This window comes from Pseudomonas sp. TE6288 (genome assembly GCF_054062095.1).
Window position 1 is genome coordinate 1 of record NZ_JBSSEW010000029.1, and the last position, 24,056, is coordinate 24,056.

At 62.3% G+C, this 24,056-nt stretch carries 19 protein-coding genes; 10 read left to right on the forward strand and 9 right to left on the reverse strand.

All coding sequences use genetic code 11. The features are described 5' to 3' along the window. Window positions 1-391: 391 nt before the first annotated feature. The 9 genes from ACVWY1_RS23845 to ACVWY1_RS23885 all read left to right on the forward strand — a co-directional run bounded on the left by ACVWY1_RS23845 (window position 392) and on the right by ACVWY1_RS23885 (window position 11,794). Window positions 392-2,035 carry an acetolactate synthase large subunit gene (locus ACVWY1_RS23845; RefSeq protein ID WP_102685196.1) on the forward strand — a complete coding sequence of 548 codons (1,644 nt, stop codon included), beginning with the start codon at window positions 392-394 and terminating at the stop codon, window positions 2,033-2,035. Window positions 2,036-2,256: 221 nt separating this feature from the next. Then, window positions 2,257-4,203 carry a flavin monoamine oxidase family protein gene (locus ACVWY1_RS23850; protein WP_457378832.1) on the forward strand — a complete coding sequence of 649 codons (1,947 nt, stop codon included), beginning with the start codon at window positions 2,257-2,259 and terminating at the stop codon, window positions 4,201-4,203. 135 nt (window positions 4,204-4,338) lie between these two features. Continuing rightward, window positions 4,339-5,235, forward strand: a complete 897-nt coding sequence (locus tag ACVWY1_RS23855; protein ID WP_102685195.1) for a nitrilase family protein — start codon at window positions 4,339-4,341, stop codon at window positions 5,233-5,235. A gap of 93 nt (window positions 5,236-5,328) precedes the next feature. Then, complete coding sequence (locus ACVWY1_RS23860; RefSeq protein WP_232968190.1) at window positions 5,329-6,396, forward strand: hypothetical protein; 1,068 nt, start codon at window positions 5,329-5,331, stop codon at window positions 6,394-6,396. Next, complete coding sequence (locus ACVWY1_RS23865; RefSeq protein ID WP_139673642.1) at window positions 6,393-7,370, forward strand: asparaginase; 978 nt, start codon at window positions 6,393-6,395, stop codon at window positions 7,368-7,370. The genes ACVWY1_RS23860 and ACVWY1_RS23865 overlap by 4 nt, the downstream gene beginning before the upstream one ends. 82 nt (window positions 7,371-7,452) lie before the next feature. Continuing rightward, on the forward strand, window positions 7,453-8,007 hold the full coding sequence (locus ACVWY1_RS23870; RefSeq protein ID WP_277505479.1) for a UPF0149 family protein: 555 nt from the start codon (window positions 7,453-7,455) through the stop codon (window positions 8,005-8,007). 177 nt (window positions 8,008-8,184) lie between these two features. After that, the gene (locus ACVWY1_RS23875; RefSeq protein ID WP_102685191.1) at window positions 8,185-8,814 is read left to right on the forward strand and encodes a glutathione S-transferase family protein; all 630 of its coding nucleotides are present in this window, start codon (window positions 8,185-8,187) and stop codon (window positions 8,812-8,814) included. 18 nt (window positions 8,815-8,832) lie between these two features. Then, window positions 8,833-10,848, forward strand: coding sequence for a 2Fe-2S iron-sulfur cluster-binding protein (locus ACVWY1_RS23880; protein ID WP_457378833.1), 2,016 nt, complete (start codon window positions 8,833-8,835; stop codon window positions 10,846-10,848). Between the two features lie 46 nt (window positions 10,849-10,894). Continuing rightward, complete coding sequence (locus tag ACVWY1_RS23885) at window positions 10,895-11,794, forward strand: LysR family transcriptional regulator (protein ID WP_102685189.1); 900 nt, start codon at window positions 10,895-10,897, stop codon at window positions 11,792-11,794. A 50-nt stretch (window positions 11,795-11,844) separates the two neighbouring features. Here the strand turns inward: ACVWY1_RS23885 and ACVWY1_RS23890 are convergent, their stop codons facing one another. The 5 genes from ACVWY1_RS23890 to pdxR form a co-directional block, all read right to left on the reverse strand. Then, window positions 11,845-13,263: an aminotransferase-like domain-containing protein gene (locus ACVWY1_RS23890; protein WP_277505476.1), complete on the reverse strand. Its 1,419-nt coding sequence runs from the start codon at window positions 13,261-13,263 to the stop codon at window positions 11,845-11,847. 23 nt (window positions 13,264-13,286) lie between these two features. After that, window positions 13,287-14,711, reverse strand: a complete 1,425-nt coding sequence (locus ACVWY1_RS23895; RefSeq protein ID WP_457378834.1) for a transporter — start codon at window positions 14,709-14,711, stop codon at window positions 13,287-13,289. Between the two features lie 288 nt (window positions 14,712-14,999). Then, a complete protein-coding gene (locus tag ACVWY1_RS23900; protein WP_102685186.1) occupies window positions 15,000-16,304 on the reverse strand; it encodes a type II toxin-antitoxin system HipA family toxin in 1,305 nt (434 codons plus the stop codon). Beyond that, window positions 16,301-16,678, reverse strand: coding sequence for a helix-turn-helix domain-containing protein (locus tag ACVWY1_RS23905; RefSeq protein WP_177431934.1), 378 nt, complete (start codon window positions 16,676-16,678; stop codon window positions 16,301-16,303). Before ACVWY1_RS23905 ends, ACVWY1_RS23900 begins: the two co-directional genes overlap by 4 nt. Before the next feature lie 245 nt (window positions 16,679-16,923). Further along, window positions 16,924-18,423, reverse strand: coding sequence for a MocR-like pyridoxine biosynthesis transcription factor PdxR (gene pdxR, locus ACVWY1_RS23910; RefSeq protein WP_457378835.1), 1,500 nt, complete (start codon window positions 18,421-18,423; stop codon window positions 16,924-16,926). Window positions 18,424-18,647: 224 nt separating this feature from the next. Here pdxR and ACVWY1_RS23915 point away from each other — a divergent pair, with 224 nt between their 5' ends. Beyond that, the gene (locus ACVWY1_RS23915; RefSeq protein ID WP_457378836.1) at window positions 18,648-19,118 is read left to right on the forward strand and encodes an N-acetyltransferase family protein; all 471 of its coding nucleotides are present in this window, start codon (window positions 18,648-18,650) and stop codon (window positions 19,116-19,118) included. 149 nt (window positions 19,119-19,267) lie between these two features. On the opposite strand, the gene ACVWY1_RS23920 is transcribed toward ACVWY1_RS23915, so the two are convergent. The 4 genes from ACVWY1_RS23920 to ACVWY1_RS23935 all read right to left on the reverse strand — a co-directional run bounded on the left by ACVWY1_RS23920 (window position 19,268) and on the right by ACVWY1_RS23935 (window position 23,408). After that, window positions 19,268-19,888, reverse strand: coding sequence for a DUF6088 family protein (locus ACVWY1_RS23920; RefSeq protein WP_457378837.1), 621 nt, complete (start codon window positions 19,886-19,888; stop codon window positions 19,268-19,270). Window positions 19,889-19,928: 40 nt separating this feature from the next. Continuing rightward, a complete protein-coding gene (locus ACVWY1_RS23925; RefSeq protein WP_457378838.1) occupies window positions 19,929-20,468 on the reverse strand; it encodes a BRO-N domain-containing protein in 540 nt (179 codons plus the stop codon). Between the two features lie 370 nt (window positions 20,469-20,838). Continuing rightward, on the reverse strand, window positions 20,839-22,089 hold the full coding sequence (locus ACVWY1_RS23930) for a hypothetical protein (protein ID WP_457378839.1): 1,251 nt from the start codon (window positions 22,087-22,089) through the stop codon (window positions 20,839-20,841). Between the two features lie 71 nt (window positions 22,090-22,160). Beyond that, window positions 22,161-23,408, reverse strand: a complete 1,248-nt coding sequence (locus tag ACVWY1_RS23935; RefSeq protein ID WP_457340565.1) for a ribonucleotide-diphosphate reductase subunit beta — start codon at window positions 23,406-23,408, stop codon at window positions 22,161-22,163. Between the last annotated feature and the right edge of the window lie 648 nt (window positions 23,409-24,056).

Consider the following 24,056-nt stretch of genomic DNA (forward strand, 5'->3'; position numbering starts at 1 on the left):
GCAGTGAAACGATGCATCGCCGATGGTAGTGTGGGGTTTCCCCATGTGAGAGTAGGTCATCGTCAAGATTCATTTCGCAAAACCCCTATCTGCGCAAGCAGGTAGGGGTTTTGTCTTTGCGCGTTCCGACAAGCCCGCTCCCACGGTATGTTGTTCCTACACGGGATCCGCTTGCTGACAATCACGCAAAAATCCTTTGCTCGTCGGCTACCTCACATCGCCGCGTCACAGGTGCGACAATATTGCCGTCACATTAAGTGACTTCCCCGTACCTACCCTGCGTCAAGGCTTAGGTTCGGGGCAATCCTGGCACCCGGACCGAGCGATGCCAGCGTACCGTGCTGCGCATTTCTGGACTTTCACCGTCCTATTACTTGAGGTTAGAAGCAAGATGGCCAAGGCCGCCGATGTCGTTGTGCAATGCCTGGAAAACGAAGGTGTCGAGTATGTGTTCGGCATTCCCGGTGAGGAAAACCTCGACCTGCTCGAGTCCCTGCGCAAGTCGAAGATCAAGCTGGTACTGACCCGCCACGAGCAATCCGCGGGCTTCATGGCCGCCACCTACGGCCGCCTGACCGGCAAGACCGGCGTCAGCCTGTCGACCCTCGGCCCTGGCGCGACCAACCTGGTGACCGCCAGCGCCTATGCCTACCTGGGCGGCATGCCGATGATGATGATCACCGGCCAGAAACCGATCAAGAAGTCCAAGCAAGGCCGTTTCCAGATCATCGACGTGTGCGGCATGATGGACCCCATCACCAAGTACACTCACCAGTTCGCCTCGGCCGACAACATTCCTGCGCGCATGCGTGAAGCCTTCCGCCTGGCGGAAGAAGAGAAGCCGGGCGCCGTGCACCTGGAATTGCCGGAAGACATCGCCGCCGAGCAGACCGACGCCCTGCCGATTCCGCGCAGCCTGCACCGTCGCCCGCTGGCCGAGCACGTGGCCATCGAAGCCGCCGTGCAGAAACTGCAGAACGCTCGCAACCCGATCCTGGTGATCGGTGCCGGCGCCAACCGCAAGATGACCGCCAAGGTCCTCAAGCAACTGATCGACAAGACCGGCATCCCGTTCATCACCACCCAGATGGGTAAAGGTGTGGTCGACGAGCGTCACCCGCGCTTCCTGGGTAACGCTGCGCTGTCCTCCGGTGACTTCGTTCACCGCGCCGTCGAAGCTGCCGACCTGATTGTCAACATCGGCCACGACGTGATCGAGAAGCCACCGTTCTTCATGGTTCGTGGCGGCACCGAAGTGATCCACGTGAGCTTCCGCTCGGCTGAAGTCGATGCCGTGTACTTCCCGCAAGTAGAAGTGATCGGCGACATTGCCAACGCCGTATGGCAGATCAGCGAAGCGCTGACCGATACAAGCCACTGGGACTTCACCCGCCTGATGGCCATCCGCGAAGCGAACGAAGCGCAGATCGCCGAAGGCGCCGACGACGACCGCTTCCCGGTCTATCCGCAGCGCATGGTTGCCGACATCCGTCGCGCCCTGCCGTCTGAAGGCATCGTCGCCCTGGACAACGGTATCTACAAGATCTGGTTCGCCCGCAACTACAAGGCCCACAAGCCCAACACCGTGCTGCTGGACAACGCCCTGGCGACCATGGGCGCCGGCCTGCCATCGGCCATGGCCTCGCACCTGGTGTACCCGGATCGCCCGGTCATCTCGGTCTGCGGCGACGGCGGCTTCATGATGAACAGCCAGGAGCTGGAAACGGCCGTCCGCCTGGGTATGCACATCACCGTGGTGATCCTGCGTGACGACGGCTACGGCATGATCCGCTGGAAGCAGGCCAACATGGGCTTCACCGATTTCGGCCTGGACTACGGCAACCCGGACTTCGTCAAATACGCCGAAGCCTACGGTGCCAATGGCCACCGCGTGGAAAGCGCCGAAGCCTTCCTGCCGCTGCTCGAGCACTGCATCAAGACCCCTGGCGTGCACGTGATCGACTGCCCGGTCGACTACAGCGAGAACGACCGCATCCTCAACAGCGAGCTGCGTGAGCGCGCGCTGGCGGTCTAAACCGTAGCATCCTCATCGCGGGGCAAGCCCGCTCCCACGCCATCCGCAACCACAGAGCTAATACAGGGCTTGTGGGAATGGGTAGCGTGGGAGCGGGCTTGCCCCGCGATTGCGTCTGTTCTGGCAACGACGCACTCAGCACCGCGATACCCCTCTACCGCTCCCCATCTCCCGGCTCTCGGCATGCTCAGGCTCCTCATCTACCTTGAGAACCCGAGACCATGACCATTGGTTCAACGTACAACCATCCCGCCGACCTGGCCGTCGAGCCGCACTCTCCAGTGCTGCCATGGGCCGCACGCTTCCCGAACCCGCCTGACCTGTGTTTCGACTACCGACGCCTCGTCGAACAACAGGACGGTATTGCCCAGGCTTCTCGTCCTGCACATCGCATCTGCATTGTCGGTGCTGGCGTCACCGGCCTTACCGTCGCACGTGAACTGCTGCGCTGTGGTTTTACCCATATCACCCTGATCGAGCAGGCCCGGCGTATCGGGGGACGTCATCTCACCGTGTCGACCCCAGCTGGCAAGCCGCCGGGATGCACCGCTCCCTTCGAGATGGGCGCCATGCGCATGCCGTTCTTCAACCGAACCGGCGAGCCGCCCAAGGCAGGCCGTTCATTGATGGCTTACTACGCCAACCTGTTTGACCTGCGTCTTTCCGCTTTCCCTAACCCTGGCACGCAGTGGGTCAATGCAACGGGTATCTACCTGCGTGAAGGCCAGCTTGAAGGGGAGGGCGATCCGAAGCTGCTGATCTGGAAGAATCCCGAAGGTCACACTCCACCACCTACCGCGGTACTACAGAGGATTCATGGCAAGTGGCGGCGCTTTGCCGAGCGTTTCGCCGAACAGGTGGCCGCCATTTACGGCACAGAAGGCTGGCTGGCGATGTGGTCGGCAATCGTCGAGCGATATCACAGGCTGTCGTTCCGTGACCTGGTATTGCTGTCGAGCCAGGAGGTTTGGGACCCTGGCAACCCAGGCGATTTCGGCGGCCTTGGCATGGACCGTGACGAATCGGCGATCTTCTATGCAATCGGTATCGGTGATGGCAGTTGGGGCGCCTTCTACGACGTGTGTTGCCTCTATCCGTTGCGTACTGCCATTTTCGGTTTCAGCAGCCATCTGCAGCTTGTGCATGGGCGTGTAGATGAAAGGGGGCGAGTGCTTGCCGCGCCGTATCAGGGTATCGAGACCGTGCCCGACAGCAAAGGCCTGCATTTCCAGGCACCTGCCTATCTGGGGATCGCCGCGTTGGATGAGGCCCTGCTGTTCATGGACATCGCTGGCTCGGGCGAATCCTTGTACAGCCAATGCGTGACGCGTAAGGATGGCCTGCTGACGGACAGCTCTGTTCATGGCCTGGACAAATTGGCCGATGGCCGCATCCGCGTCGATTACCGTTGGCGGCACAGTGATGAAGCCAAGGCTCAGCCGATAAGTGAGGTGTTCGACAGCGTGGTGCTTACCACGCCGTCCTGGTTGATCGAAACAGGGATGCGCCTGGAGGGGTTCTCCCGGAACATGCTGCCACCGGACATTATCGAGGCCTGGAAGCACGCCCATTGGGAGACCAGCTGCAAGGTTTATGCGCCGCTGCGTAAAAGCTTTCTCGACCAGCATCCCCATCTGCCGCAGATCCTGGTCACCGACAGCTTCGTGCACGATGTCTATGCCTACCGTTACAACGATCAGCACAGCCGCGATTGCATCCTGCTCAGCTACACCTGGGAGGACGATGCCACCAAGCTGGCGGCGTATTCAGACGCCGAGTTGGTGGAAAAATGCGTAGCGGAACTCGATCGGATTCTGTTGCGTTGCGCCAACATCGGCGAGCCCATCTCGCCGCACATCGATCTTGGAAATACTCGCATACAAAGATGGATGACAGACAAGAATGCACTTGGCTGTGCGAAATTGTACCGGCCGGGTGCCTATTACGACGCGGTAAGCCTGATGAAGTACAACCGCGAACTGAGTGCCCATTCAGGGCTCTACCTCGCCGGAGAGTCTTTCTCTGTCGATGCCGGCTGGACCGAGCCGTGTCTGCGCACCGCCATCGACACCGTGATCAACCTCTGCAACAACACCGGCGCACGTTTCAAGGATGGCTTCAGCCTCGAACACTATCCGTATTATCAGGTGCCTCTACAGGTGCTTTGAAACAACTTTGTAGGAGTGCTCCTCCCCGTATTTTCGCACTCTCCCTCAGTTCCAGAGGATCCTGCTGACTGTCGCTCCACCTGCCATGCCCGTTCTACTGGCGGCCTTCCATAACAACCAGAAAAGGAAGCCGCCATGCAGGAACACACCACCCCCGTCAGCCCCGTACGCATTGCCGTCATCCAGTACGACCCGCAGGTCGGCCTGGACCATTGTGATGGCAACCTGAGCCGTGGTTTGGCCCTGGCCCGCCGCGCCGTGCGTGAAGGGGCGAACCTGATCGTGCTGCCGGAGCTGGCCAACACCGGCTACACCTTCAACTCCCGCGCCGAGGCCTATGCCCACGCCGAGTCGCTGGAGGATGGACGATGCCTGCAGGCCTGGGCGGAGTTCGCCCGTGAGCAGCAGGTGTATCTGGCTGCAGGCTTCGCCGAGCGTGACGGCCTCAAGCTCTTCGACAGCGCCGTGCTGTTCGGCCCGCTGGGGCTGCTCGGGCATTACCGCAAGGCGCACTTGTGGAACCAGGAAAAGCTCTGGTTTACCCCCGGCGACCTGGGCTTCCCGGTTTTTGAAACGCCCATCGGCCGCATCGGCCTGCTGATCTGCTGGGACATCTGGTTCCCGGAGGTGCCACGGCTCATGGCAGCGCAGGGCGCCGACATCATCTGCAGCCTGAACAACTGGGTCTGGACACCGCCGCCGCTGTTCGACGAGGCCGGACGCTGCATGGCCTCGTATCTGACGATAACCGCAGCCCACGTCAACAATGTCTATATCGCCGCCGCCAATCGCATCGGTCGGGAACGGGGCGGGCGCTTCCTCGGTTGTTCGCTGATTGCCGGCACCAACGGCTGGCCCATCGGCGAGGTGGCCGGTGCCGAGGAGGAGTGCATCCTGTATGCCGACGTCGACCTCAGCGCCGCCCGCTCGGCGCCTATCTGGAACAGCCTCAATGACCTGCCGCGTGACCGCCGCACCGACCTCTACGACGCCACCTTGGGTTATCGGCTGCATGCGCCGATGCCACGTTGAGGAGGCGCCATGGAACAGCACCTTTCTTTACCGCGACAACGGTCGTCGTCGCTGATACTCCTGGGCCTCGCGCTGCTTTGCGTTGCCAGCCTGATGTTGGGTGGATGGCCCGATTATGCGCAACTCGTCGCAACCCTCGACCAGCCGCTGAGCAGGCTGCGCTGGATGGTCGGCGATATCAGTGAGGTCGCCTTCTACAAGCACGAGTTGCCGGCACTGGGGCTGCTGCTGGGGGCGAGCCTTGCGCATTGGGCCCAGCAGCGTGGGCATCGCTGGCAGGGCTTCGCCATCTGCTACGGCACTGGGCTGTGGCCCTGGCTGATTATCAGCTCGCTGCTCGGCCTACTGCTCAGCCATGCGTTGTGGGGCTGGACGCTGGACGGTGGTACCTGGCAGCCGACCTTCGTCGCCTTCGTCTCGCTGCCGGCGGCCATGGTCCTGCTGTTTGGCGGCGGTTGGCGCGTCGCGATCAATGGCGCGCTGCTCGGTGCCGTGCTGGTGACGCCGGCCAGCCTGCTGCTGGTCAACTACCTGTGCTACCCGCTGCAGTTGCCGGTGGTGATCGGCAATGTCAGTGGCATGGCCCTGGCCAGTGTGCTGGCGTTCCTGCTGTGCAAACGCTTCCCGGTGCTGGTTCGCGATGGACAGCGCCCTGCGCTCGTAGCGACAGCCAGCCAGCCGGACTATGGCGTGGCCTGGACCCTGCGTCGGGTACTGGCCGATTTCAGCGAAGCGCCGTTCTTTGGCAATGAACTGGCCAGCCTCGGCTTGCTGCTGGGCGTATTGCTGGCTTATGTATTGGCCCCGGCGGCACCGGCCTACGGATCGCAACTGGTGCTGCAGATGGTGGCCGGGCAGGGGTTGGCATCGCTGGTCGGTGTGCTGTTCTGGCGACGGCAATGGAAGGAGCGGGGCTGGTATCCGACCTATATTCCCATCGTGTCGATCGTGCCCGCTGCCGTGCTGACACTGGGTGGCAGCTGGCAGGTGATCATCGCCAGCGCAGTGCTCGGCGCGCTGATCGCGCCACCGCTTGCCGTGGCAATCAGCCAGCGCCTGCCAAGCTACATGCACGGTTATATCGGCAATGTCCTGTCCATGGCCATCAGCACCCTGGGTATCGTGCCCCTGGTTGGTCTGCTTGCGGGAGGTAACCCATGACAGCACCACGTGTTTCCATCGGCAGCCTGGGCGGTACGGTCAGCATGCAATCCGGGGCGCCGGGGCAGGGTGTGACACCCCGGCTCGACTGTGCCGCGCTGTTGAGTGCCCTGCCTCAGTTGCAGCAACTGGCGCAGATCAGCACCGCCACGTTGTGCCTGGTGCCGAGCGCCTCCCTGGCATTCACCGACATGCTGGATGCGCTGGCCTGGGCAAACGCACAAGTGCAAGCCGGGGCCCAGGCCGTGGTGCTTACCCAGGGCACCGATACGCTGGAGGAGACCGCATATTTCCTCGATCTTCTTTGGCCCCATGACATTCCGCTGATCATGACCGGCGCCATGCGCTCGGCCTGCCAGCCGGGCGCAGATGGTCCGGCGAACCTGCTGGCGGCAGTGCAGGTTGCGATAGCCGATGGCAGCCGGGGGCGTGGCGTGCTGGTGGTGATCAACGACCAGATTCACTCGGCCGCCCGGGTACGCAAGACTGCCAGCCTGGCAATGGCGGCCTTCGAATCGCCCGGCGCAGGGGCGTTAGGGGAAGTGGTGGAGGGCTGTCCCATCTATCGTCAGGCTGCCGCGCCACGCTGGGTGTTGCCCCTGCCGGCGCAGGTCGGTCACCAGGTCGTGCTGCTGGAAACCTGCCTCGATGCCGATACGCGGCTGCTGCGAGCCCTTGGTGGCATGGGCTATTCAGGGCTGGTGGTTGCCGGCTTTGGCGCAGGCCATGTCTGCGAAGCCTGGGCCGAGGCTTTGGAGGACGTCGCAGACACCATGCCAGTGATTATCGCCACCCGCACCGGCAATGGCCCGACAGCCCGGGGAACCTACGGGTTCGTCGGTGGCGAGATCGACCTGCAGGCCCGCGGCCTGCACATGGCCGGCTGGCTTTGCCCGCGCAAATGTCGGCTCTTGTTGTGGCTGCTGGCCGGTAGCGGGCGGCAGGCCGAGCTGGCGCAGTGGCTGCAGCAATAGCCCGATGCCCGTTCCCATGAAGGGAGCGGGCAGGCGTTGCCTATGCTAGGGTGCACGCACATTTACCCAGGACACCCACCCCATGCTCCCCGCGCTCAGCGAAAAAGAACTCGACCGCCTCGAAGACCTGCTGATCACCTACGGCAACGATTATTCGGTACTCAACCTCGCCGAGCTCAACGGTTTCTTCACTGCGCTGGCCAGCTCCCCCAACAAGGTCAACCCTGAGCAATGGCTGCCCTCTGTCGCCGGTGGCAAGGTGCCCAAGTTCAAGAAGCCTGCCCATGAAGAAGCGTATACCGCGCTGATGCTGCGTTATGCCAGCCAGGTGGCCGAAGAGTTGGCCACGGACCTCGAGGACTTCGAGCCGATGTTCGAAGAGGGCGAGAGCGAAGAGGGCCCGACGATCATTCTCGAGGAGTGGTGCTTCGGCTACATGCGCGGCACGCAAGTGGCCGAGTGGAGCGAGCTGCCGCCGGAGCAGGATCGTCTGCTCAAGGCCATTTCGCTGCATGGTCTGGAGGACAACTTCGAGTTGCTCGACTCGATGAGCTTCGATGAGCGCCAGGCCTGTGTACCGCTGGTGGTCGAGGCGGCGCGGGGGTTGTACCAGTACCAGAAACAGCACCGGCATTGAGATCGCAACCGCGGGCGCGTGGGAGCGGCGATGCGGCGACCCGACTTGCCCCGCGATTGTAATTATTCCACTTGCCGAAATACTGGATTGCTTCCAGCACGGATTCTGCTGCCAGCCGATCCCGTGCAGCATGTCCTCCAGCAGCGCCACTCCCGGCGCTGACCTGGAGCCCCGCACATGCCAAGCCCGATCAAGCTCTACAACTTCCCCAAGTCCGGCCACGCCCACCGTATCGAGCTGATGCTGTCGCTGCTCGAACTGCCTACCGAGCTGGTCTTCGTCGACCTGGCCAAGGGTGAGCACAAGCAACCCGGGTTCCTGGCCATCAACCCCTTCGGCCAGGTGCCGGTGATCGATGACAACGGTATCGTCATCGCCGACTCCAACGCCATCCTCGTCTATCTGGCCAAGGCCTATGGCGGCGAGCGTTGGTTGCCCGAAGATCCGGTCGGCGCCGCCCGTGTGCAGCGCTGGTTGTCGGTGGCGGCAGGCCCGCTGGCCTTCGGCCCGGCTGCCGCCCGCCTGGTGACCGTATTCGGCGCCTCGTTCAACACCGACGAAGTGATTGGCCGCGCCCACACCCTGCTCAAGGTGATCGACGCCGAACTGGCCAAGAGCCCGTTCTTGGTTGGTGACCAGGCGACCATCGCCGATATCGCCAACTACTCGTACATCGCCCACGCCCCCGAGGGCAATGTATCGCTGGAGCCGTACGCCAACGTGCGCGCCTGGCTGGCCCGGATCGAGGCGCTGCCGGGCTTCGTGCCGATGCCACGCACCGTCATCGGTTTGCAGACCACGCTCTGAACCCAGAGGAATGCCGCCATGCGATCGCCCTGGCATGCAGGTGAAAAACGGCTGCAGGAGCAAGTCGGTGTTGCAGAGCGCATGGAGGTGTTCGGCCAGAAGGTCATCCGCGACTTCATGCCCGACCAGCATCGCGCGTTCTACCAGCAGTTGCCGTTCCTGGTAGCCGCTGCCGTGGATGCCGCCGGCACCCCTTGGGCGACGCTGCTCGAAGGCGCGGAAGGCTTCGTCAGCTCGCCCGATCCCCGGCAACTGCTGATCGGCACCGCGCCTGCCGCTGATGACCCGGCCACGCCGGGCCTGGTGGATGGCGGTGCGATTGGCTTGCTGGGGATCGAACTGCATACCCGGCGACGCAACCGGCTCAATGGCCTGATCCGTCGGGCAGGCAACGGTCAGCTGGAGGTGGTGGTCGAGCAATCGTTCGGCAACTGCCCGCAGTACATCCAGCTGCGCGAGTACACCCGCGTCGACGAGCCGCCGCAGGGGCGCCGGGACTCAGTGGCACTCGATACCGAGTCCCGCGCCATGATCGAACACGCCGATACCTTCTTCGTCGCCAGTTACGTTGAGCAGGAAAATGGCCAACGTGCCGTGGACGTGTCCCACCGCGGTGGCCGGCCCGGTTTCGTCAGGGTCGAAGGCAATCGCCTGACCATACCCGACTACGCCGGCAACCTGCATTTCAACACCCTCGGCAACCTGCTGGTCAACCCGGTTGCCGGCCTGTTGTTCATCGACTTCACCACGGGCGATGTGCTGCAGGTTTCAGGGCGAACCGAGGTGATTCTCGACAGCCCGCTGATCAGCGCTTTCGAGGGGGCCGAGCGGATCTGGACCCTGGACATCGAGCAGGTGGTGATCCGCCCGGCTGCCGTGTCGTTGCGCTGGGCCTTTCAGGAGTACGCCCCCACCAGCCTGATGACCGGTACCTGGAGTGAAGCCCAAGAGCGCCTGCTACAGCGTGAGCGCCAGCGCCAATGGCTGACCTGGCGCGTGCTGCGTATCGAGCAGGAAAGCCGCGATATCCGTTCGTTCTACCTGCAACCCGAGGAGGGTAAGGCGGTGCCCTTCGCGCCCGGCCAGCATATCCCCGTGCGCCTGCAGGTTGATGGAGAGGCACCGCTGATCCGCACCTACAGCCTGTCCAGCGCGCCGTCCGATGGCCACCTGCGCATCAGCGTCAAGGCGCAGGGGCCGGCGTCACGCTATCTGCACCAGCAACTGAAGGTGGGCGACCCTTTACAGGTGCGCCTGCCCATGGGCAGTTTCACCCTGGATCACACCAGCGACCGGCCCCTCGTGCTGGTCGGTGCTGGCGTCGGTATCACCCCGTTGATCGCCATGCTCCGCGAGCAACTGGCCTTGGGGCTGGGGCGGCGCATCTACCTGTTCCACGGTGGTCGTACGCTGGCCGACCTGCCGTTCCAGCACGAGCTTGCCGAACTCCAGCAGCACGCCGGTGGCCTGCTGAGCATTCACCGCGCCCTGAGCCTGCCCGAACCCCAAGCCGTGCAGGGCCGCGACTACGTGTTCGCCAGCCGCCTGGGCATCGAGCAGATCAAGGCCACGCTGCCGCTGGACGACTACGACTTCTACCTCTGTGGCCCGGCCAGTTTCACCCAGGACCTTTACGAAGGCCTGCGCACGGTGCATGTACCGGATGCCCGCATCCATGCCGAAGCCTTCGGCCCTTCGACCCTGCGTCGCCACAACGACGACAACCAGTCCACCCTGCAACAACCGCCGCCCGCCAGCGAACCGGTGCCGGTGTACTTCGCCAGCTCCGCCAAGGAAGCGCGCTGGGCGCCCGGAGGCGGCACCTTGCTGGAACTGGCGGAAAGCCGCGGCCTGTCGCCGGACTTCAGCTGCCGTGGTGGCTCGTGCGGTACCTGCAAGACCAAATTGGTCAGCGGCCAGGTCCACTATCCGAACCCGCCCGCCGAACTGCCCGAAGCCGGTAGCGTGCTGATCTGCTGCGCGATTCCGGCCCAGGCCGAGGAAGGCATGCAGCCCCTGGTACTGGAGCTCTAGCGTGACCACGGCGATAATCGCTCGACGACAACGCGTGGGGCGCGGCATGGACCAGATCCACCTGATGAAAGTGTTCGTGGCCGTGGGCGAGCTGGAAAGCTTCGCCGCCGCCGCTCGCCGCCTGGCCATCTCGCCGGCGGCGGTGACCCGCGCCGTCAGCGCCCTGGAGGAACAGCTCGGGGTCAAGCTGCTGCTGCGCACCACCCGCAGCGTGCGCCTGACCGAGGCCGGCGGGCGCTATCTGGAAGACACCCGGCATATCCTCGCCAGCATTGTCGAAGCCAACGAAGCCGCCGCCGGCATCAACGCCGCGCCCAAGGGCGACCTGGCCGTGACCGCGCCGATCCTGTTCGGCAAGAAGTTCGTCATGCCGTGCATCGTGCGCTACCTGCAGCAGTACCCCGAGGTGGACGTCTCGGCGTTCTTCCTCGACCGCGTGGTGAACCTGGTGGAGGAGGGCATGGACGTGGCCGTGCGCATCGGCCAGTTGCCCGACTCGGGCCTGAAGGCGCTGCGGGTGGGCAAGATGCGCCGGCTGCTGTGCGCCTCGCCCGAATACCTCGAACGCCACGGCACGCCGCGCCATCCTTCGGAGTTGCAGAAGCACGAAGTCATCGCCGCCGGGACGCTGTCACCTCGCACGGACTGGCGTTTCGGCGCCATCGACGACCCGACGTTGATCCGCATGAAGCCGCGCCTGACCGTGACCAGCAACGACGCCGCCATCGCCGCGGCCAGTGCCGGGCTGGGGATCGCCCGGCTGCTGTCGTACCAGGTGGCGGACGAAGTGGCGGCCGGGCGCTTGCAGGTGATTCTGGCCGAATACGAGGAGGCGCCGTGGCCGATCCATATCCTGCATCGCGAGAGCAAATATGGTTCGACCAAGGTGCGGACCTTTATCGATATGTTGGCCGAGCACTTGCGTAGCCAGGCGCATCTGGCGTGATTCCGGAACCTGGGGCTGCTGCGCAGCGGCCCCAAGTACCTCAAGCTCAATCAAGGCCTTGAAAGGCCAGCACACTCCGCCAGCACCCTCAACCCGCCCATCACCTGCGGCGTAATCACCCGCCCCAGGCACACCCGCAACCCAGTGCCACACTCCCCATCGGCAAAGAACATCCCGCTGGCGCCCACATTGCAGCCACGCTCCGCGGCAAGCCGTTGCAGCGCCAGCATGTCTGTCCTTCCCGGTAATTCGACCCAGTGGATGAAGCCGCCCCGAGGCGCCACATAGCGCGTCCCCGCCGGAAATACCGAGCGCACCAGCGCCTCCATCACCCCGGCCTGCGCCGCCAGCCGCCCACGCAGTTTCGCGCAGTGCTCGTCCATGTACCCCCGCCCGATGAATTCATCCAGCACCCGCTGCGCCAGGCTCGATACCGCCAGGTTGCGTGAAAACATCTGGGCCAGGATCGCATCCCGGTACCGTCCGGCCACGCACCAGCCCACCCGGTACCCCGGCGCCACGGTCTTGGAGAACGACGAGCAATAGATCGTCTGCCCGGTCACGTCGTAGTGCTTGATCGCCCTGGGCCGCTGCGCCTCGTCCACCAGGTCGAAGAAGATATCGTCCTCGATGATCGGCACATCCGCCGCCTGCGCCAGCTGTGAGAGCCGTGCCCGCGCCGTGTCGGGCATGATGAAGCCCCGGGGGTTCTGCAGCGTCGGGTTGAGGAACACCACATCGACCTTCCCGCGCTTCAGGGCCCACTCCAGGTGCTCGAGGTCCATGCCGCTGTCGGCGTGGGTGCGAATGGGCAGGGCGCGCATCCCCAGGCGTTCGATGGTCTGCAGGATGCCGTAGTAGGTGGGTGTCTCGATGGCCACCGTGGCGCCCGGCCGGGCGACGGCTTCGAGGGCCAGTTCCAGCGCCACGGTGTCGCCTGAGGTCACCAGGATATCGTCCGGCCCGCAGGCCACGCCGCGTTGCAGCATCAGCCCGGCGATACGCCGGCGCAGCGAGGCCAGGCCGGGTGGCGCGATCAGCCCGGCCAGCGCCAGATCGGCCTTGCTCGCCAGCGATGCCAGGCATCTGCTCAGCAGCACCTGGGGGGCCAGTTCGTCATGCAGCACTGCCGAGCTCAGCGAAAGCGTGGTGTTGCTGGCCGCCTGGGCGAGCATGGCGACCACCGCGTGGTCGACGTTGACGGTGACGCTGGCCAGGTCGAACCCCTGCACCTGGGCCGCGCCCTTGGCGACGAAATAGCCCACCCGTGGCCTGGCCTGCACATAGGCATTGGCCTCCAGCTCCGCCAGGGCCCGTTGCACGGTGGCGATGCTGCTGTCGAACAGCCGCGCCAGCTCGCGCACCGAGGGCAATTGCATGCCGCTGGGCCATTCGCCGCTGTCGATCTGGCGCAGCAGCCAGGCGTTGACGGTGTGCCAGCGCTTGTCGGGCTTGGGAATGCGGTCCATGGGGGCTCTTTGTGGCGTCAGGTTCAGGCCCCCGAAAGGTAGAGCAAAACCACGCCGGTTGCAGCCACGATGACAATGTTCAGCACGACCAGGGCAAAACCGAAGCGGATCAGCCCGTGTTCCTCGTCGCGGTTGGCACCGGCCAGCCCGATGATCAGCGCCAGGATCGACAACGAGCCCAGCGCGCCGTGCCCGGCGGCACTGTTGGCCATGGCGGCCAGCCACGCACCATGGCTGTCGGACAATGCCGCGATGGCGGGCATCACCAAGGTGGTACCGCCGACATTGGAGCTGGTGACATAGCCGGCCAGCCCTGCCAGCAACGACACCGTCGCGGCCAGCGATACGCCGGACAGCGACTGCAAGGCCCGTTGCGCCTCGACCAGGAAGCCCGCCTTGACCATCACCTGGGAGAGCAGCAGGAACAGGAAGATCGTCGCCACCGGAAACCGTGCGCGGGTGAACAGTGCCCGCCACGGGAAGCCGCCGCCCTGGCGCGCGGCCATCGCCAGCACCACCAGCAGCAGCGCCAGCCCCGGCGAGGCCAGTGGCTTCCACGCCACATTGGCGCCGTGCACCACCCACCCGCCGTCCCAGCCCGAGACCAGGAACAGCCCACGCGAGGCGACGATCACCCCCAGCAACGCCAGGTACGGCCACGCTGCCCGTGGCCAGTGCACCAAGGTTCCTCGCCGCGCCCAGGACAGCGCCAGGCCCGTGCAGGCCACCGCCAGCCCGGCCAGCACCCCCGAAGCCTCGGGCCCGATCCAGCGGTTGGCCGTATACAGCACTGTGCTGAACAGCAGCGAGATCGCCGCCAGCCCTAGCCATGCCTTGAGGCTGCGGATCCCCGCCAAGGCCAGTGCCACGGCGGCTAGGCAGAGAAACACCGGTGCGCTGACCAGCGCCGAATGGCTGCCCAGTTCCTGCGCCGGTACATGGGCCAGCAGCGCGCCGATCACCGTGGCCAGCCCAAGGGTGCCCCACGGCATCACCGCCATCCCTCCCAACGCCATCTTCATGCCCGTTTGGCGCCAAAACAGCCCCATCAGCAATGGCACGGTAGCGATCAGCGACACCCCGAACCCGGTCATCGCTTCCAGCAGCGGCGCCAGGCCCAGGACAATGAAGATCACCTGCATCGGTGGCGTCCAGCCCAGCTCCCGTACCCAGGCCCCGATAGCCTGCGGGGCGCCGGCGCGCTCGACCAGAATGGCAAAGGCCAGGCCCGGGACGATCACGCCGGTGGTGCTGAGAAACAGGATCAGCGTGTCTTGCAGGATCGCGCCGGACACCGCCGTCGACAGCGGCTGCGCGACGCCCAGGCCCCACAGCAGCAGGACACCGGCCACGCCAGCCAGCGCGGCCTGCACGGGTGGGCGGCGCAGCAGCAGGATCAGGGTGATCACCAGGCCTATGGGGGACATTTGCAGCAGCAGGGCAGCCATGATGCGGGTTCCTTTAGCCATCCGGGGGAGTGTGGAAGGGATGGTGGAGGGAAGGGAGAGACGGCAATAGATACAGGGGGGCTGGGTTTTTCAATACAGCTCTGGCGGCTAGCGAGGAGCGGCGCTCGGTCCTGCGTTTGCAGCGTTGGAAATCCGCGCTAGGCTTAATTATTAACTCGCCCATGACCACGTTCGACAGGATTTCCTGTCTGGCACTTTAGATGCCGATTTGTGGCGTGGGCGAGCCTACCTGCTTAATGCCTTAAGGGGATCGCAGACGATCTTCGTTCACAGCCCCTCTCCAAGGTACAGGCGATGAACTTCGCCGATCCGCTTACTGGCGGTGGCGGGTACACCGGCCTCTCTGGCAAAACGCGGCCACTGTGCGACGGCTTCACAGACTTCCTTGATGATCCCTCGTGCATCCATCCCCCTGACCTGGCTGGCCACGCTCAGCAAATCGTCGAGGGTGAAGTCGTCGCGTTTGCCGTTCACGGTCATCTGGTGGCTATCGACCCAGAAGCTTCCAGGCAGGTAGGAATAGGACACGTCATACGCCGGCGTGAGGTACCAGGTGCCGTCGGTGTCCATCATGAAGGCCGTGTTCTTGGTGTGGTCGTCCTGGTTACGTGCCACCAGGTTGAACACCATGCGGCGGTAGAACTGTTCGGCGCCGTCGCGGGAAATCCGCAGCGCGCGCATCACCCCGAAGGCCTCGGCATAGGAGTATTGGCCAGGCTTGCGGAAGTCGGCGTGGTCGAGTGCGCACAAGGTCGCGACGTGGATCTTTTCACCTTCGGCCGTGCGGTCGAAGCGTCGGGTCATGAAGTGAGCGCGTCCACCTTCCTCCAGCAATCGGCACTCGGTCATGGTGATGCCGGCCGCCTTGGCCATGAGGTGGTAGGCGTACTCGATGCGCCCGTAGCCTTGTGAGTCAGCCAGCACGGTCGAGTCCTTGGCCACATCGAACTTGAGCAACCAGTACTCGAAGCCCGGCGGCGCGGTGACCTGCCCCGAACGGATCTCGCCTTCGGCATTCATGGCGATCACCGCCTTGGCCCGGGCGCCGCCCGCGCTGGTACCGATCTGGATGAGGTGCTGCAGGGCGCCGTCGTCCAGCGATGGGTCCTTGGCATCCAGGCGCTCGGCGATCGACTCGCGTTCGGACAACACCTCGCTGGCCAGGCGCACCAGTGCATCGATATGGATGCTCTCCCCCTTGTCCCGCTCGGTGGCCATCGCCGGGCGATACTCCAGGGCGCCCATGCCGCGCTTGCCCTGGTACAGCAGGCGCTCGACCGGGGTAAACGTTGCCTTGTCACGCCCCTGCTGGGCCAGCCAGGCATCGATCAGCGCGTTGCCGAAATCATCGGGCAGGGAGTCGGCGAGGATCGAGGGCAGGCCCTTGAAGGTTTCGCGGTCCAGCCCCTGGAACACGTAGGTGTAGTCCTGGCGCAACGGCATATGGACCGGCGAGATCTCAAGGCCCGTCCTGACGAACTCGGGGGTGTATTCGAACTCCCCGGTCTGGGTCTGCGTGTTCCAGTTGAGCGCGCCTACATACACATCCCAGAGATAGATCCGTGCAATCACCAGCTGTCATCCTTGTCGGGTTTCGGGGCACCAATGAGCGTGGGCTTGCCGATAGGCGTCCTGATTCCGTGTTCAGGCGCCGAAGGTGTAGCCCGTGTGACGGTCGCCCGCATCCGCTGCTTGCCCTGCATTTTTGCCAGTTGTACGGGGCTGGTCCTGACGTCCTCGATGAGGGAGGCGAGACGATCAAGCTCTCCCAGCACTCGCAGGACGGCAATCACGTTCACCAGGGTGCCTTTGCCTGCCGTGAGCTTGCGGTAGGTCTCCCGGGAAATCCCGGCTTCATGGGCGACGATGTCCTGGCCAATATTACGCTTCAGGCGGATAGCCTCAATGCGTTGGCCGATCTCGTTGGCGATAGCGTCGTCAGTCATTGATATGGCTTTCATAACGCCTAGGATCCTATGCTTAAAACGCCGTTATTGACCTGAATGCCTCTGATTCTAGGCTTTGTATAGTGCGCTTAAAAGGGCAATTCGCTACTGAATAAAGCCTAATTTTCTAGGCGTTAAGTGTGTATTTTAGGTTTTCCGCCAAGAATTATAGGCGTTGTCCGATCCTGGTGTTCGCGGCGGTTTTCAGCGTTTGGTTTACCACATTTCGTTTCGCGCAGAACTGGCTACCGAATCGAGCGTCCCGAAGTGACCAAACCTGCCAGCACCTTCCCCAGTTTCACCACCGCCTCCCTCATCTCAGCAGGCGTCAGTGCCGCAAACCCCATCAGCAAGCCGGCATCGTTCCTCGGCTGCGCATACAAGCTGCCCAGCCCCAGCAGATCGATCCCCGCCCCGCGTGCCGCCCTGACCACAGCGTCTTCCGCCAAGTCCTGAACGAAATGGCAGGGCATCTGCAGCCCACCCACCGGCACTTGCGGGCGCAGGAACGCCCCCAGGTGCCGCTGCACCAGGTCTGCCAGCACGTCGCGTCGCTCGGCATAGAGGCTGCGCATGGCCCGCACATGGGCGTTGAAGTGGCCGTCTTCCATGAACCGGGCCAGGGTCAGCTGGGCGACGGACGCGTTGTGGCCATCCTGCAACGTTCGCGCGGCGGTCATTGGCGCGACGAGCTGGGGCGGCAGCAGCAGGTAGCCGATGCGCAGCCCGGCGCCCAGCGACTTGGTGAAGGTGCCGATGTACAGCGTGCGCGCGTGCGAATCCAGGCCCTGCACGCAGGCGGTGGGGCGGCCGGCGTAGTGGAATTCGCTGTCGTAGTCGTCCTCGATGATCCACGCCTGCTGCTGGCGCGCCCAGTCGATGGCCCGCAGGCGCCGGTCCAGCGACAGGGTGGCGCCGGTCGGGTATTGGTGCGAAGGCGTGAGGAACAGCGCCCGTGCATCCGGCGCCCGCTGGGCCATGCCATCCACCTGCAGGCCGTGCGCGTCCACCGGCACCGGTACGCCTTGCAGCCCGGCGGCGCTGATGGCCTTGCGGGTGCCCTGGTACAGCGGGTCTTCGACCAGCACCCGGTCGCCTGCGTCCATGAGCACCTGGGCGCACAGGCTCAGGGCCTGCTGCGAGCTGGTGAGGATCAGGATGCGGTCAGCGGATGCCTGCGCGCCGCGTTCGAGGTTGAGGTAGTCGGCGATTGCACTGCGCAAGGCGAGCATACCCTGTGGCTCGCTGTGTTCCAGGGCACGGGTGCCGTATTCCTTGTACACCTGCCGCTCCAGCTTCTCCCAGACGGCCAGGGGGAAATGCCGGGTTTCCGCCACGCCCGGGGCGAAGGGGCGGGGCGACTGGAAGTTGTGGACGCCACCGCTGTGCAATAGCGCTTCACCTCGGCGACTCAACTGCACCGGGGCTTCGCTGTGTGCCGGCCGCTGGCGCTTGCGCGACGGCAGGCAGCGGGCCCGTTGCGACACGAAGCTGCCGCTGCCCACGCGCCGTTCGATAAAACCCTCGGCGTGCAACTGGCTGTAGGCCGACTCCACGGTATCCCTTGAAACCCCCAGCGAACTTGCCAGCGACCGCGATGCCGGCAGCGGCTTGCCGACCGGCAGGGCACCCTCAAGGATCAATTGGCGGATGGCCCGCTGGATGCGCACGTGCCGCGCCAGTGCGCCATGGGCGGGATCCGTTAGCCAGGCTTTTACCGATTCCAGCTGGGCGTGTTTGAACATTGGCCTGGGTCCTTGGCGGGTGGATTCGACAGATGCCTGCCTATCCTGGGACGGATCGCGCCCCTGAAAATGGTCTGGTAACTACCGAATAATTGGCAGGTAAAAACCAGCCATTTATCCGCTATAAAACCCAGGTCCGCAAGCAATCACCAAGGAAGGCAAGCGCTGCGGACAGGCCGGCCCCCTCACTCATTCAGCTGTGTTGTCCAAAAGGGGTTTGAACAATGACCACCACCCAACTGCCCGTTTTCGTACGCGAAGTGAAGCAAGCCGACCTGCAGCCATGGTCCGACTACTGGGCGCAATATCAGGCCTTCTACCAAGTGGACCTGGGCCAAACCATCACCGAGCGCACCTGGGCCCGCTTCTTCGACCCGGCCGAGCCCATGCACTGCGCCGTGGCCACGGACGGCGAGCAAATCTTCGGCTTCGTTCACTATGTGTTCCACCGCTCGACCTGGGGGCGCAATGATTTCTGTTACCTGGAAGACCTGTTCGTGTCGCCGAATGCGCGGGGGAGGATGATCGGCAAGCGGCTGATCGAGTTCGTCCAGGACCAGGCTGGGCAGCAGCGGTGCGACCGGTTGTACTGGCATACCCAAGAGACCAACAAGACTGCGCAGCGGTTGTATGACTGGATTGCCGAGAAGCCGGGGGTGATTGAGTACCGGATGCCGTTGGAGGTTGCTCACTAAGTCCATAGTGAGCAGATGAGGGCGTGGGAGCGGGCTTGCCCCGCGATTGGGACGGTAAGGTCATCGTCGTTGCCTGTACTGACGGGCAGACACCAACGAAACCGGTGCCATCCCCTGCGCGGCCCTTTCAGCAATGCGCACAGCTCGTTTCAGCCCTTTCCTCGGGCTGAGGCGGGCGTTACCTGTCCATACGCCCTATCCACCATCTTGCGCATCCACCGAGGCATCCTGCAGCGCATCAATCTCTCTGCCTCCCCGGTATCGAGCCTGGACAGAATCGTCTGAACCATCGCGCCCGTCAGTTCGCGCCTGCCGATATAGAAAAGCGCACACAGCGCCAAGCCGGCCTGACTACCTGCACATTGCAGCTTATCCGTTGATACATGCCGCAGATGGACGACCGCATCACCCACCCGTAGATCACGACTGGAGCCACTGGTGTAGTACATCGGCCGCATCTGAACCTGCGTGCTGAGCCTGAACCATCGAACCGCTTCGGCCCCATGCACTTGGATGATTTCGCCACGTGCCCTGGCCATTGCCATCATCACGGTGACAGGTCCCGGTCGCACCTTGCCCACATAGGGGCTGCTCTTTGGGCGTATGTACACACCTCGCGCCACGCGTTCCAAGGCGCCCGCCCGGACAAGGCGGGCCAGAGCCTTGTCCACGGCGGAGCGTGATCCGAACTTAGTGAAGTGTTGAATAGTGAACGGCTTGCCTCGTGCCAGATACCGAATGTGGCTGGCAATCGCCTGCGCTACCGACACGCTTGCCTTCTCAACGGCCTGGGTTGATGCCTCCCGCTGGTCAATCTCCCACCCCATGCAACCGCAACGCCCGCTGCGCACATTCCTTCCAGCTCAGCTTGCGCCGCTCGGGCACCACCACGGGTACCTCCGCCGCCATCACCACCGGCATATCCCGCATCCGTACCCAAGGCTCACTCTGCCAATACAACAGACTCGCCGTATGCCCACCCGGCCAGCACATCCTGCCCAGGCGCGGCAGGTCTTCCAGCGCCGAGTCCTGCCCATCGCGCAGCACCGCCACCACCTCATGGGTCAGCCAGTGGCGCAGGTGGCGGTTTTCCGGAATGTGATGATGGGCCAGCAGGGTATAGGCCCCGGACTCGCTGACCATGGTGGTTTCGCCGTACTGGCCGTAGCGCAGCAGTTGCAGGGTGCGGTGCTGGTCCGGGTCGAGCTTGCGGATGCAGTGTTCGTCGAAGAAGCGCCCGGTCATCCGGCCGAGTTCGTGGGCGCAGAACCAGGCCTGGGATTCGAGCCAGAGGGTGTGGAGGGGGCGGTTGTGGCGGGTGAATAGGGTGGAGTCGTGGAGATCAGTCATGGCTGACCTCCCTAGTCCTGAGGGTTTGGAGCAGGCGGGACGCATGTGCGTGGGGCCTGCGAATGTTCAACTCGATAGGCATTTCCTTTACCTCCGTGCGCGGTCAGCTTTCTTAAGGCTGGGGTGTCGGGAGCTAAGAAACCTACACGGCAGGCCGGACGTATTCCCCTTGCGGGTCTTGTATTAGCCCACTCCCGACATAACGGAGTGCATTTTGCGCGCAGCAGTAAACCACAGGCACAAAAAAGCCGCATCTGTCGGGAGCGGGTGGACCGCCGTGTTAGGCGTTTCTTAGGCGCCGACGACAACCTATCGCAAAGCTCGCTTTAAGCCAATAGCTAGAGGTGTAGTCCATTTCCGAGAATTAATATTAATCTTCCATCGTGCCCCACTTTAGGAAGAATGCGAAGAAAGGGTCTGTGATATACAGCTCCTGATCACCTTTAACCCAATCGATTACAGGAGTAGAGGCTTCATCATTTGAGGCAATCTCAGACATCTTTTCCAAGACTCGGGAAACTTCGTGGGCTTGAGGTACTTCTGTGACTAAAATTTCTTTAATAGCTGAACGAAGGACCTCATATTCAACTTTTTGCATTCCTGGGGCTAATTTTGCTAGCGCCAAAAGTACTACCTTATAGATGTCTGCGGTTCCCCCACCGGTCAAGGGGCGAGGTTTGCGATCTGATCGCTGTCGTGGGCCTTTAGCTAATTTTTCGAAAATAACCTTCCCTGTTTTTTCAGCGATTTGTTTAAAAATTATATCGTCTAGGGAGTTGATTTTTAATTTGGTTTTTTGAGTTTCTTCGATGCCGTGTTGGCTTGAAAGTTCTGAACAAAATTCCTGCATCAAATGAGGGCTTCCATATGCCTCATTAGCCATCCTCTCAGATATGGAAGGGGCTATTTCAATGTTTAACAATGGAAAGCCGATGCCGGGGATTTCTGTTAGCTCATCTTTAGACCACGATGGGACAGGAATTGGCTCTACGCGAAGAGTCATTTCTTTTTCAACTTTCACCGCGTCATATCGGCGATGAGGAATAGCTATGGCTACAACCGGAAGGCCGTCAAATACTAGAGGCTTCAGCGCACGAACAACGCTACCTTGAAAATCTCTGTCTAGATAGTGAAAGTCATCTATTACAAGGGTTTTTTGTGAGGCTCGTAAAGCTGCGATTGCTGCAGCTCTAGGTGAGAGGTTACGAGATGATTTTGCGGCAGAAGTTTTTTTATCAGTAACGCTGGCGCCTACTTTTCCTTGTCCTTTTGAAATGAAAGGAATACTCAGTTCCAGACTGGCATCTCCATTTATAGTGCTGCCGTCTTCTGCTGATTCTGATACTTCATGATTGGTGTAAGAGTCGGTTGCGTCAATTATGCAATGCCAGAAATCGTCTTCTTTTCCTATTGACCCACCGTCGATCCAGATGCATTCATCTGCGGAGCGTGGGAATAACTTGTTCGTCAGAACCGTTTTTCCGGATTTAGTTGGTCCGGTAAGCGTCACAAGCTTGCATAGATTTCTTGTGACTTTTTGCAGGCGCTTTTCCAGTTCCCTACCTGCACGGTTGACGTAAGTGTGTTTCGGCATTCCACCAGGAACAAATACTTGTTCCACGTAATAAATTTTTGTCATTCCGTTGCCCGTTAAAAAACGCCCTAATGATTAGGGCGTTTGAGTTTTATCTATTAGTCCCAGCTCAGAGCACCACCGGTTTGATACTCAATAACCCGAGTCTCAAAGAAGTTCTTCTCCTTCTTCAAGTCCATGATCTCGCTCATCCAAGGGAACGGGTTGGTAGTCCCCGGATACTCTTCCTTCAGACCAATCTGGGTCAGTCGACGGTTGGCAATGAACTTGAGGTAATCCTCCATCATCGCGGCGTTCATGCCCAGCACGCCGCGTGGCATGGTGTCACGGGCGTATTCGATCTCCAGCTGGGTACCCTGCAGAATCATCTGGGTAGCCTCTTCCTTCATCGCGGCATCCCACAGGTGCGGGTTCTCGATCTTGATCTGGTTGATCACGTCGATGCCGAAGTTCAGGTGCATGGACTCGTCGCGCAGGATGTACTGGAACTGCTCGGCGACGCCGGTCATCTTGTTGCGGCGGCCCATCGACAGGATCTGGGTGAAGCCGCAGTAGAAGAAGATGCCTTCCAGTACGCAGTAGTAGGCGATCAGGTTGCGCAGCAGCTCTTTGTCGGTCTCGACGGTGCCGGTGTTGAACTCCGGGTCCGAGATGGCGCGGGTGTACTTCAGGCCCCAGGCGGCTTTCTTCGCGACCGATGGGATCTCGTGGTACATGTTGAAGATCTCGCCTTCATCCATGCCCAGCGACTCGATGCAGTACTGGTAGGCGTGGGTGTGGATCGCCTCTTCGAAGGCCTGGCGCAGGATGTACTGGCGGCACTCGGGGTTGGTGATCAGGCGGTACACGGCCAGGGCCAAGTTGTTGGCAACCAGCGAGTCGGCGGTGGAGAAGAAGCCGAGGTTGCGCATCACGATGCGGCGCTCGTCTTCGGTCAGGCCGTCCATGCTCTTCCACAGGGCGATGTCGGCGGTCATGTTGACCTCTTGCGGCATCCAGTGGTTGGCGCAGCCGTCGAGGTACTTCTGCCAGGCCCAGTCGTACTTGAACGGGACCAGCTGGTTGAGGTCGGCGCGGCAGTTGATCATGCGCTTTTCGTCAACGGCGACGCGGGCCGAGGAGCCTTCCAGCTCGGCCAGGCCTTCGGCGATGTCCAGGGCGTCCAGGGCAGCCTTGGCGCGCTTGACGGCGTCGGAGTCGGCGGCGGTGGCGGCGCGGGCTTCCAGGGCGGCGGCACCGCCGGCGCTGTCGAGCTTGTCCATACCTGGCTGGCTGGCTTGAGTGCTACCTGGGCCTTTAGTGGTGACTTCGTTTTCGTCCTTGTCGAATTCGTCCCAGCTCAGCATGGTGTTTTGGCTCCGCTTGTGGGTCGCATGGGGGCGACCGTAAAAAATTTAAGATGAAGTGATACTGCTAGAGACCACGTAGGATCCGCCTCGGCTCACGAGGTGTCCTACAAGGTTTCGAATTTTGGTTTGAATGGCCATGAGCTTGGTGATCAGCAATCACAGGCTTCGTTGGCGCACCGGCCGCGAAAGGCATCCGGAGGCAGGGACCGACCATCGCAAGCGATCAGAATTTTGAGCCGCTTTTTGAGGGGCGGTATTGTACCGGAAAACAGCAATTCGGGGGCTTTCATGTCGTGTCTCCGATCTCTTTTTTGGGCAAGAGACCCGGTAACCTTCGATGAGTTTGTCAAGACGTCAGAGCGGCTAAATTCGCCTATATGGTGTTGTGTCTTGTTCCGAAGCACACGATATAGTTTTGAGGGGGAAGGGACAAGAGCGAAATCGAAGCCGAGCTTGCCCTGAATCAAGAGGATGGGCCTTAACGCCGCATGGAAACGGAGCTACAGGCGGTCAGCATCAGCAAACCGATTGACGAACGGGGATGGAGCGAAGGGGGTTTGACTCAATGAAGCGAGGGAATGGATACGCGGAGACGAAAATCAGGCATAAAAAACTGGAGCAACAGCTCCGGTTTTTTTCAATGTG